The 10894-nt window shown below is 69.3% G+C and carries 7 protein-coding genes; all 7 read right to left on the bottom strand.

Annotation, left to right across the window (positions count from 1 at the left end; translation table 11 throughout):
* Positions 1 to 10: 10 nt before the first annotated feature.
* Positions 11 to 2566 carry a family 43 glycosylhydrolase gene (locus AB0C01_RS02640; protein ID WP_357570039.1) on the bottom strand — a complete coding sequence of 852 codons (2556 nt, stop codon included), beginning with the start codon at positions 2564 to 2566 and terminating at the stop codon, positions 11 to 13.
* Positions 2567 to 2743: 177 nt separating this feature from the next.
* On the bottom strand, positions 2744 to 5140 hold the full coding sequence (locus AB0C01_RS02645; protein WP_357254340.1) for an RICIN domain-containing protein: 2397 nt from the start codon (positions 5138 to 5140) through the stop codon (positions 2744 to 2746).
* A gap of 74 nt (positions 5141 to 5214) precedes the next feature.
* On the bottom strand, positions 5215 to 6066 hold the full coding sequence (locus tag AB0C01_RS02650; protein ID WP_357254342.1) for a sugar phosphate isomerase/epimerase family protein: 852 nt from the start codon (positions 6064 to 6066) through the stop codon (positions 5215 to 5217).
* A gap of 6 nt (positions 6067 to 6072) precedes the next feature.
* A complete protein-coding gene (locus AB0C01_RS02655; protein ID WP_357254343.1) occupies positions 6073 to 7257 on the bottom strand; it encodes a substrate-binding domain-containing protein in 1185 nt (394 codons plus the stop codon).
* A gap of 13 nt (positions 7258 to 7270) precedes the next feature.
* Positions 7271 to 8254: an ABC transporter permease gene (locus AB0C01_RS02660; RefSeq protein ID WP_357254345.1), complete on the bottom strand. Its 984-nt coding sequence runs from the start codon at positions 8252 to 8254 to the stop codon at positions 7271 to 7273.
* 2 nt (positions 8255 to 8256) lie between these two features.
* Positions 8257 to 9231 (bottom strand): ABC transporter permease, encoded by a 975-nt coding sequence (locus tag AB0C01_RS02665; RefSeq protein ID WP_357254347.1) that lies wholly within the window; start codon positions 9229 to 9231, stop codon positions 8257 to 8259.
* Positions 9228 to 10739 (bottom strand): sugar ABC transporter ATP-binding protein, encoded by a 1512-nt coding sequence (locus AB0C01_RS02670; protein WP_357254349.1) that lies wholly within the window; start codon positions 10737 to 10739, stop codon positions 9228 to 9230. Before AB0C01_RS02670 ends, AB0C01_RS02665 begins: the two co-directional genes overlap by 4 nt.
* Positions 10740 to 10894 lie beyond the last annotated feature (155 nt).

Genomic DNA, 10894 nt, shown 5'->3' on the forward strand with positions numbered 1-10894 from the left:
CGTGGTGGGGTTATTCGCCGCAGGCGGTGGCGGGGTGCTGAGCGGAGTGCACGGTGGTGACGTCCCGGCCGGCGACCGCCCCGGTGGCCCGGACCGTCACCGAACCGGCCGGCACCGCCGCCGCGCGCGTGGGGAACGACTGGTAGACGTTGGCCCCCGGCGCCACGGCCGCGAACGACCGGTTCCCGTACGGGGTCTCCAGGGTGATCCCGACCGGTGCGTCCGAGTCGTTGCGCGCCCGCACCGCCACGTACGCCCTGCCAGCCAGACACCGCACCTCGGCGCTGGCCGTGACCGGCAGTGCCGCGAGCACGCCGAGCCGGGCCAGTTGGTAGCTGAGCGCGCGCTCCGGGGCGTCGATCTGGTTCTGGGTGCCGAGCTGTCCGGCCCGCACCGACGTCGCCGCCGCGAGTGCGGACTGCGTCGCGGCCCAGGCGTCGGGCGGGTAGTGACGCGCGTCGAGCGTGTGCGCGTGGGCGATCGCCGCGTCGAGGGCGACGGTGTCCAGCGGTCGGGCCTGCGCGGTCAGCGTGTCGCTGAGCAGGTAGTTGTCGAAGTCGACGTGCCCGCCGGTCTCCTGCGTCGCGTAGGTGAACAGCCCGACCCGGTGACCCATGAAGTGGGCGAGGCTGCCGTCCAGCGTCTGCGGGCCGACCCGGTTGCCGAGCCGGGTCCACGTCGACCCGTCCAGGCTGTAGTAGAACGTCGTCCACAACTGGCCGACCGGCGAGGCGAAGTCGAGGTCCGCCTTCACGTGCACCTCGGTCGCGTCTCCCAACGCCACGGTGGTGCCCGCCACGAAGTTCTCCAACGTCGCCTGGTCCAGGTCGACAGCGAACGGCTGGGACCGGTTGACGACGCCGAGGGTGTTCACGCCATCGACGCGCTTGACCGCCACGTACGAGAATCCGCGGTTGTAGGCGGCCAGGCCGGCGACGTCACCGTTCTTCAGCGCGGAGATGTCCATCCGCGTCTGCACCGACTGCCGTGGCCCGAACGTACGTTGCGAGAGGGTGTTGCGGGCTTCCTCGAACCACGCCAACTCGGCCCGGTTGGACAGCTTCGTGTAGACGTACTGGCCGGTGACCACCTTGCCGGCGGTCAACCGCAGCCAGCCGTCGCGGTCGGTGAGCGACCAGTACCTGTTGTCCGGTGCGTGGTTCCACTCCCACGCCAGGTCCAGTCGTGAGCCGTTGGGGGCGATCTCCGCCGGGTCGAGCGGCGCGGGGACCGTCCACTGCTCGTCCTGGTACGCCCTGTGCGGCGCGTCGTTGGCGAAGTCGTCCGAGGCGACGATGCTCTTCTGCCGCTCGAAGACCTCCTCGGCCGGGCTGAGCCGGATCGGCTTGTCGAACAGGCCGTTGACCGGCACGACCCCGTTGGTGCCGAAGGTCGGCCATCCGTCCTGCCAGGTGGCGGGGATGAGCGCCGGGATCCGCCCGATCGGGAACGTGTCGCGGAAGAACATGCCGTGCCAGTCGGTCCGGCCGTCGGCGCGGCTGATCGGCACCAGGCTGCCCTGTGCGAAGCCGTTGGAGTTGAGCACGCCACGCGCCTCGTAGGTGTTGACTCCGCCGGCCGAGGTGTAGCGCCCGAGCAGGTCCTTCGACCGGAACATCACGACCTGGCGTCCCTGCCCGGACGGCCAGGTGATGATGACGGCGTAGTACCAGCCGTCGATGTGGTAGACCTGCGCGCCCTCGAACAGTCCGCCGATGAACGGCTGCCCGGCGTAGTTGTTCGCGGTGAAGATGTTCGGGTAGTCCTGCGCGATGGCCGTCAGGTCGGCGTTGAGGCGTACCGCGCTGGTGCCGCCGGAGCCGTAGAAGATGTACGGCGTGCCGTCGACGTCGAAGAAGAGCGACGGGTCGTGCAGACCACGGCCGAGGGCGGTGCGCTGCCACGCGCCGTTCTCGATGTCGTCGGTGCGGTAGAGGTACGCCCCGTTGAGGTTGTTGGTGTTGAAGACGGCGTAGAACATGCCGTCGCGGTAGCGCAGCGACGACGCCCACTGGCCCTGACCGTACGAGTTCTGGCCGTTGCGCAGGGAGAACGAGTCGCCGATGCTCGCCCGGTCGAAGACGTAGTTGACGATCTCCCAGTTGACCAGGTCGTACGACTTCATGATCGGCGCGCCCGGGCTCAGGTGCATCGTGGTGCTGATCATGTAGTAGAGGTCGCGGCCCTCGTCGTTCTCGGCGGCGGGCACCCGCTCGACGCTGATGTCCGGCACGTCGGCGTTGAGCAGCGGCACCGAGTAGGTGCCGGCGCCGGTGTCGGTCGAGGTGTACGACGAGCGGGGCGACCACGGGTCGGCGGCCTGCGCGGCGGCGGGTGTGACCACCACCAGGCCCGCTGCGACGAGGACGGCGATGGATGCGAGCGTGCGCAGCCGGCCGGGCGGACGGGTGTGGACTGTGGAGTCGGGTCGGGTCAACGCGTCGGCGAGGCGGTCGAGCACGGCGCTCGGGCTGACCGGCAGCAAGCTGCGGATGAGGCTGGAAGCTCGCAGGCGGATCGACACGGCCAAGGTGGACTCCAGACGCGAGAGCGGCGTGAAGCCCATCGTGTTATCGCTAACAATGCCTGTCAAGAGCATCAATGAAACCTGCCCGAAGTATCCCCGTAACACCGCGCACCAGACGGACGGGCTGTTGCGGTGGTGAGCCGCCGGGCCACCGCAAGCGGAACCGGGCTGGGGCGAGAGCGCCCCAGCCCGGACCCGGTGCCATCCGACGTTACGTCAGCTGCGTACCGTCCACCGCTGGTTGGTGCCACCGCTGCAGGCCCAGAGGATCAACTTCGTGCCGTTCGCCGTCGCGGCGCCGTTCGCGTCGAGGCAGAGACCCGACTGCACGCCCGTGATGGTGCCGTTGGAGTTGATGTTCCACTGCTGGTTGACACCACCGTTGCAGTCCCAGATCACCACCTTCGTGCCGTTGACGGTGCCCTGGCCGGAGGCGTCCAGGCACTTGGTGCCGTAGATCATGAGCTGCCGGCTCGCGGTGTGGGTCCACCGCTGGTTGGCGGCGTTGCTGATGCAGTCCCAGATCTGGGCCTGCGTGCCGTTGGTCGTGCTGGAGTTGCCGATCTCGGCGCAACGACCCGACTGAGCGCCCACGAGCTGCACGTTCTGCGGGTTGGTGCTGCCGCCGCTCTGCACGCCGGCGTTGTTGATCACCGTCTGCGCGCCGGACGGCCAGTTGCCGTTGCTGACCGTGACGTTGTTGTTGACGACGTTGCCGCGGTCACCGTTCGTCACGTTCGTGCCGCTGCTGGTCGACCAGTTGTTGGTGACCGTGAAGTTGCCCATGTTCTCGGCGTAGTAGTAGTTGGCGGTTGCCCAGGTGCCGGTGGAGGAGAACACGTTGTTCCGGGCGGTGTAGTAGCGCGAGCCCTCGTCGAAGTAGAGCCCGAACCATCCGTTGGTCCGCAGGCAGTAGTTCTCGGCGATCAACCCGCCCGGGTTCGCCGACAGCGAGTAGATGCACCCGCCGTCGGTCATCTGCTGCATGACGTCGTGCACGTAGTTGCCGATGACCTGGTTGTTGGCCGCGGTGGTCGCCGTGGAGTAGCGCGGCTGGTAGTTGTACAGGCCACGGTTGGCGTAGTGCTGGCTGCCGCCGGCGTCGTTGGCGCCCCAGCCGTAGCCGATCGACATGCCGGTGTACGGCATGTTGTAGACCTCGTTGTGCGAGACCAGCGAGGTGTTCACGTAGGTCGTCAGGATCGAGACCACGCCCCGGTACTCCAGGCCGAGATCGTGCACCTTGTTGTTGCTGATCGTGACGTTGCGGTTGACCATCCGCTGGTCACTGGGGTGGTGGGCGTCGGCCCGCACGCCGCCGACCACGACGCCGCCGGCGGAGTTGCGGGCGATCTCGGAGCGGGTGACGGTGATGTTGTTGACGCCCAGGCCGACACCGCTGGCGTGGGCGTTGGCGTCGTTACCGATACCGATCGCCGTCTGCCCCAGGTTGACGAACTGGGAGTCGCTGAAGCTGATGGTGTTGGCGGCGGAGACCTGCACCGCGGCCGGCATCTGCGCCCAGCTCGGGCGGGTGGCCTCGAACAGCGAGCAGCCCTCCTGGCAGGAGGTCAGCGCGTCGGACGGACGGGCCCAGGTGCCGACGATGTGCGCACCGGTCTGCTGGTCGGCGAAGCCGTTGTTGCTGCTCGGGCCGAGCCAGCTGGTGCCGGTGAACGTGATCCCGCTGAACGAGATGTGGTGCGCCGGCGCGTCGTAGGTGCCGCCGACGTTCACCAGGGACTGCAGCTGCGGCAGCTCCACGCTGACCGAGCTCATGTTCTGTCCGGCGAGCGGGATGTAGTTGAGCTGGCCGCTGCTGGGGTTGAGGTACCACTCCCCCGCCGAGTCCAGGAACTCGTACGCGTTGGCCAGGTAGAACGGGCCGGCGCGGTGCGGACGGGACAGCGTGTCGAAGCCGAAGGTGTTGTTGTTCCAGGCCGGCTGCTGCATCGTCAGGAAGTTGCCGCTGATGCTCTGCACCGGCGAGTACCGGTCGGTGAACGACCCGACGCTCTCCACCTCGACGCGGCTCTGGTTGCCGAGGTTGTTCAGGTAGTTGAGCGCGCTGTTGGTGAACCGCATCCCGGACGTGGTGAAGGTGAAGTCGGCGCGGTTCACGGCGGTACGCGCCCGGGTGGCGACGGCCCCGTTGACGTAGAGCTGACGGGAGTCGAGCCCGGCGGGAACGTTGGCCCGCCAGATGTTCTTCCCGGCGTCGACGAGCGACCAGCCGGTCACCGCCCGGGCACCGGTGATCGACGGACGGGCGCCGGCGGCGGCGCGCCAGATCACCTGGTAGCCGTTGTTGCCGGAGTCGGCCGCGGTCAGCCGCATCGGCGCCGACAGCCGGTACGCGCCGTCGGCCAGCTCGACCACGATGTCACCGGACATCGTGGTGTTGGCGGCCCGCACGGCGGTCTGCGCGGCGGACAGTGAACACGGTTGGCTGGCCGAGCAACTGGTGCCGGAGCCGCTGGGCGACGCGTAGAGGGTGGTGGTGGCCGCGAGCGCGGGGGACGCCGAGGCGGTCACCGCGACCAGCGCGGTCAACGCTGACGCGGCGGCGCCGGCCAACAGTCGCCGCAGCGGGGGACTGGACGAGACAGACACGGGACGGTGCTCCTGACTCTAGAGGGGGGTGGCGGGCAGAGCCCGGGGGCCGGGGCCTCGGTGGGTGGGGGCGGTCACCCGAGGATCTCCCGGAGATAGCGCAGGCCGTCCGTGGCGAGACGGTCCTGCGAGGGGGCCAACGGACGCCAGATCGCCGCGGCGACCGCGATGGCCTCGTTCTCACCGGTGAACGACTCGATGCAGATCGCACCCTGGTAACCGGTGTCCCGCAGGACGGTGAAGAAGCGGGGCCAGTCGAAGTGGTCCGCACCGGGTGCGCCCCGATTGGAGCCGCTGACCTGCACGTGCTTGATGTGCGGGCCGGCGACCGCCAGAGCCGCGTAGGGGTCGGCCTCCTCGATGTTCATGTGATACGTATCGATCATGATGCCGACGTTCGACGGGAGCCCGTCGATCAACTCGACCGTCTGCTCGATCGTGTTGACGACGCTCGTCTCGTAGCGGTTCAACGCCTCGACACCGATGGTCACGCCCAACTCGCCGGCCTGCTCGGCAACCGGCGCCAGGGCCCGCCGGAAATCCGCGTAGCAGGCCGCGCGAGCCGCCGGCGACATCCGCCAGGTGCGGCCGACCGAGGCGTACACCGGGCCGCCGACGCATCCAGCGCCGACGGCCGCGGCGCTCGCCACGCAGCCCTTGAGGTACGCCACCGTCGACTCGACCACCGCTGGCGCGGCGTCGACCAGCTCCCGCCCCGGCGAGAGGGCCGCGCAGACGCCGGCGGCGACGAGGCCGTGCGCCGCCAACAGATCCCGGGTACGGACCGGGTCCCAGTCGCCGGGCTGCTCGATCGGCAGCTCGACCGCGTCGAAGCCGAACGAGGCGATCCGTGGGATCAGCTCGGCCAGGGCCTCGTCGTCGACAGGCGAGGCCCACACCCAGGGGTTGACGCCGATGGCGTACATCAGGTCCTACTTCCAGCGCTGCGGGTAGCCGGGCAGGTCGGTGCAGCCGCACATCGCGTAGTGCAGCGGCGGCATGTTCGCGTCGAGGTACTTGTCCAGGTTGTCCTGGGTGACGGTCGGCTGCGGCAGCTTCCACGGGTTGGAGACCTGCTCGCCGTCGAGGATCCGCAGCGCCGCGATGATCGGCGTACGCCACTGGTAGGTCGGGTAGGTCGGTGCGATCGCGGTGAGCTGCTTGTCCTTCCAGATCTTCAGGAAGTCGAGCTGGTCCTCACCGTTCATCGGCGGAACGGGCTTGCCCGCGTCCTGGAACGCCTCGACCGCCGCGACCGCCACGGCACCGGCGTCCATCCAGACGCCGTCGATCGTGCCGTACCGCTGGATGTAGTCGTCGACGATCTTCTTGGTCTTGGCCGGGTCGCCGTCGGTGAACTCGACACCCACGACGTCGACCTTCGCCTTGTCGAACGCCACCTTCGCCGCCGACCAGCGGGTCTCCAGGACGTCCACACCCGGCAGGATCCGCAGAGCGAGAACCTTACCTCCGGGCTTCATCTTCTGACTGACGAACTCGGCGCCGACGTGGCCGAACCCGTAGCCGCCGATGGGGTTGATGAACGTCACCGGGCACTTCGTGTTGACACCACGGTCGAAGACGACGACCGGCAGCCCCGCCTGGCAGGCGGCCTCGACGGCCGGGGTCAGCGTGGCGGTGGTGTTCGGCGAGACGATCAGCGCGTCACAGCCCTTGCCGAGCAGGTCGTTGATGTCCGCGATCTGCTTCTGGTCCTTGCCTTCGGCGTCGACGTGCACGAACTCCTTGATGCGGCTCTTCTGCGCCTCGACCTCGGCCTGCATGGTCTTGAACCCGACCTGCCGCCACGGGTTGTTGAGTGCCGCGTTCGAGAAGCAGATCTTGTGCGGGCCGCTCTTCTTGAACTTGGCGGTGTCCACCAGCTTCGGGTTGAGCACCTGCTCCCACGGCTTGTCGGCCGGGCCCGTCGCGGTCGCGCTGAGCAGTGCGAGCTCGGCGTCGTAGTCGGCCTGCACGAAGAACTTCGACTGCTCCCCGGTGCCCGATCCGGCGGCGGTGGAGGCACCGCCCGAGGGGCTCGCGGAGGGCTCGTCGGTGGCACAGGCGGTGAGGGACAGCAGGGTGACAGCGGCCAAGGCCGCCATGGAACGTCGCACTATGGATTCCCCTTTATCTCGACGAAGAACGCGTTGCCGAGACCGCCACGGCGAGCAGGATGATCCCGCCCTGGACGGTCGACCTGAGGGCGCCGGAGACGCCGTAGAAATTCATGAGGGCGAACAGCAGCTCAAGGGTCAGCGCACCGAGCATCGCGCCGACGACCGAACCGCGCCCCCCGCCCAGCGCGACGCCACCGAGGACGACAGCGGTGATCGCACCGAACTCCAGGCCGGCGCCGGCCTGGAACGACACGCCGCTGTAGCCGCCCAGCAGGATCGCCGCGGCCGCCGCCGCGAGCCCGCTGAGGATGAAGGCGATCGTGCGGGTACGCCAGACGCGTACACCGCTCAGCTCGGCGGTGCGCGGGTTGTCGCCGACGGCAACGAGCGTCCGGCCGAAGTCGGACCGCATCAGCAGCACGGCCACCACCGCCAGCGCCACCAGGACCAGCAACGCGAACGGCACGCGACCGAGCACCGGCACGTCCTCGAAGGCCCGCCGGCCGAACCGCCGGAACTCCTCGGAGAGGCCACCCTTCGGGGCACCGTCGGACCAGAGGTAGACCGCGCCGACCAGGATCAGGAACATGCCGAGGGTGGTGATGAACGACGGCACCCGCAGCCGTGTCGTGATCAGGCCGTTGACCAGCCCGACAAGCGCACCGAAGGCGAGCAGCAGCAGCACCACGGGCCAGGTACGCGCCGGGTCGCTGTCGATGAGCCGGGCGGCCACGACCACCTGCGCGGTGACCAGGGAGCCGACCGAGAGGTCGAATTCGCCGGAGACGATCACGAAGTACTGGCCGGCGGCGAGCAGGATGATCGGCGCCGAACGCCCGAGGAACGACATCAGCGACGGAGGGGAGAGGAAGTCGGGCTGTCGAATGCCGACGAGCACCACCAACACCGCGAGAATCGCGAGGATCGGCAGGATGCCACCGGGACGGACCCGCGGAAGACGCAGCGGCAGCGTACGGCGCTGAACGGTCTGCATGACTAGACAGCCGCCTTTCGCATGGCCCGGCGGGCGTAGACGGCCACCGCGGCGATGATGATCGCGCCCCGGATCACCTGCTTGAAGAAGGCGTCGACCTCCAACTGGTTGAAGATCGCGTCGATGCTGGCGAGCAGCAGCACACCCCCGACCGTGCCGATGACGCCACCGCGCCCACCGGCGAGGGCGGTGCCGCCGATCACCACCGCGGCAATCGACTCCAGGTCGTAGAGGCCCTCGGTGCCCACGCGGGGCGCGCCCGAGCCGAGCCGACTGGCGAGGTAGATACCGGCGAGCCCGGCACACATCGAGCACAGCACGTGGGCGGTGACGAGGACCCGGTCGTTGCGGACGCCGGAGAGCCGAGCCACCTCCGGGTCCCCGCCGACGGCGACCAGGTGATGGCCGAAGCGGGTCTTCGAGAGCGCGAACCAGGCCGCCGCGGTCACCGCGACCAGCAGCAGGAACGACACCGGCACCGGGCCGATGCGCTGGTAGCCGAGCGCCTGCACGAGCGACGGCGCGGTGGTGCCGGCCGGCCCGTCGTAGCCGTTGTCGAGGTAGCCCTTGAGCAGCAGCCCGACGCCGAGGGTCGCGATGAACGCGTTGACCCGGAGTTTGGTGACGAGGAGCCCGTTGAACAGCCCGATGCCGGCGCTGACGACGAGCACCAGGCCGATCGCCGGCAGCACCGCGCCGTCGCTGCCGTTCATCGTCTCGGCGGCGACGAGGGTGCTGAGGCTGATCACGTACGCCACCGACAGGTCGAGCGACCCACCCAGGATGACAAGTGTCTGGCCGACGGCGACGAGCCCGAGGCCGGCCGCCACGTGCAGCAGACTCACCGTCGTGCTCTGGTTGAAGAGCTGGCCACCGTCGACGAGGACGACAAGCCAGCCGATCGCGAGGGTGAGGGTCAGGGCCACGAAGACGCCCGGTACGGGGCGCCGGGCCGGCAGGAGCGACAGGGCGCTCATGCGGCGGCCGCCGGGACGGCGCCGACCGCCAGGGTGACGACCTCTTCCTCGCTCGCGCCGGCGGGCAACTCGCCCGCGACACGGCCGTCCCGCATGACGATGATGCGGTCACTCATACCCAGCAGCTCCGGCAGGTCAGACGAGATCATCAGCACGGCCGCCCCGTCGCGGGCGAGGCGGCGGACGAGGTCGTGGATGGCCGACTTCGCGCCCACGTCGATGCCGCGGGTCGGCTCGTCGAAGAGCAGGATCCGCGGGTTGAGCGCGAGCCAGCGGGCCAGCACGACCTTCTGCTGGTTGCCGCCGGACAGGAACCGGATCTCCTGGTCGTCGCCCGCACCACGGACCTCCACGGCGTTGAGCAGCTCGCGCACCCGAACGGTCCGGGCCGCACGGCCGGACCGGGCCGCGAAGACGGCCCGACTGGCGAGCAGCGCGTTGTCGAGCACCGACTGTCGGGGGACGATCCCCTCGCCCTTGCGGTCCTCGGTGACGTAGGCGATGCCGGCCCGCATCGCGGTGCGGGGCGAGCGCAGTCGGACCGGCCGGTCGTCGAGCGTGACGTCGCCGGTCGTGAACGGCGACACCCCGAAGATCGCACGGGCCAGCGCGGACCGCCCGGAGCCCTGGAGGCCGCCGATGCCGAGCACCTCGCCGGCGCGCAACTGGAGGTTGATGTCACTCAGCTTCCGGTTGCCCACGTCGCGAAGGTTGAGCCGCACCGGACCCCGGTCCTCGGGTGCGGCCCGGTCCGGGTAGTAGCTGGACAGTTCCCGGCCGACCATGTGCCGCACCAACTCGTCGCCGGTGGTGCTCGCGGTGTCCACGGTGGTCACACGGCGGCCGTCCTTCAGGACCGTGATCCGACTGGACAGGTCGAAGACCTCGGCGAGCCGGTGCGAGACGTACAGCAGGCCGATGCCCCGCTCCTGGAGTCGGCGCACCAACCCGTAGAGCAGCTCGACCTCGTGGTCGGCGAGCGCCGCGGTCGGCTCGTCCATGATGAGCAGCCGCGCGTCCAGGGCGAGCGCCTTGGCGATCTCGACGACCTGTTGCTGGGCGACGCCGAGCTGCCCCACCCGGGCGTCGGCGGGCAACGTGGTCTCCCCGATCGAGGCGAGCAGGCGCGTGGTGCGGTCGAGCATCTCCCGACGGTCGACCAGCCCGCGCCGGACCGGCTCGTGGCCCAGGTAGACGTTCTCCGCCACGGTGCGCTCCGGCAGCAGGTTGAACTCCTGGTGGATGATGCCGACGCCGGCGCGCTGGGCGTCGCGCGGGCCACGGAACGTGCGCGACTCACCGGCGAACTCGACGGTGCCCTCGTCCGGGGCGTACCCGCCCGAGACGATCTTCATGAGGGTCGACTTGCCGGCGCCGTTCTCACCGACGACGGCGTGGACCTCGCCGGGCGTGACATCGAGGTCGACACCGTCGAGAACGCGTACCCCGAGGAAGGACTTGCCGATGCCCCGCAGGGTGAGCAGCGGCGACGGCGGTGGATCTGACATCCCGAAAGCCCTCACAGATAGTAGTCATCAACAAGGTGCACAGGCCAGCGTCCGACCCGCTCGCGGCCGGACTCGGAACTTTCGCAGCTAGCTGCGAAGACTTCCGTTTTTATGTTGCGAACATTCTCTTGACATCGACGAAACATCACACGTAT

Source organism: Micromonospora sp. NPDC048905, assembly GCF_040649655.1.
Lineage (GTDB): Bacteria > Actinomycetota > Actinomycetes > Mycobacteriales > Micromonosporaceae > Micromonospora.

Excerpts from the sequence above, each read along its gene's own strand:
- AB0C01_RS02640 (WP_357570039.1), bottom strand. The coding sequence starts at position 2,566 with ATGGGCTTCACGCCGCTCTCGCGTCTGGAGTCCACCTTGGCCGTGTCG.
- AB0C01_RS02650 (WP_357254342.1), bottom strand. The coding sequence starts at position 6,066 with ATGTACGCCATCGGCGTCAACCCCTGGGTGTGGGCCTCGCCTGTCGAC.
- AB0C01_RS02660 (WP_357254345.1), bottom strand. The coding sequence starts at position 8,254 with ATGCAGACCGTTCAGCGCCGTACGCTGCCGCTGCGTCTTCCGCGGGTC.
- AB0C01_RS02665 (WP_357254347.1), bottom strand. The coding sequence starts at position 9,231 with ATGAGCGCCCTGTCGCTCCTGCCGGCCCGGCGCCCCGTACCGGGCGTC.
- AB0C01_RS02670 (WP_357254349.1), bottom strand. The coding sequence starts at position 10,739 with ATGTCAGATCCACCGCCGTCGCCGCTGCTCACCCTGCGGGGCATCGGC.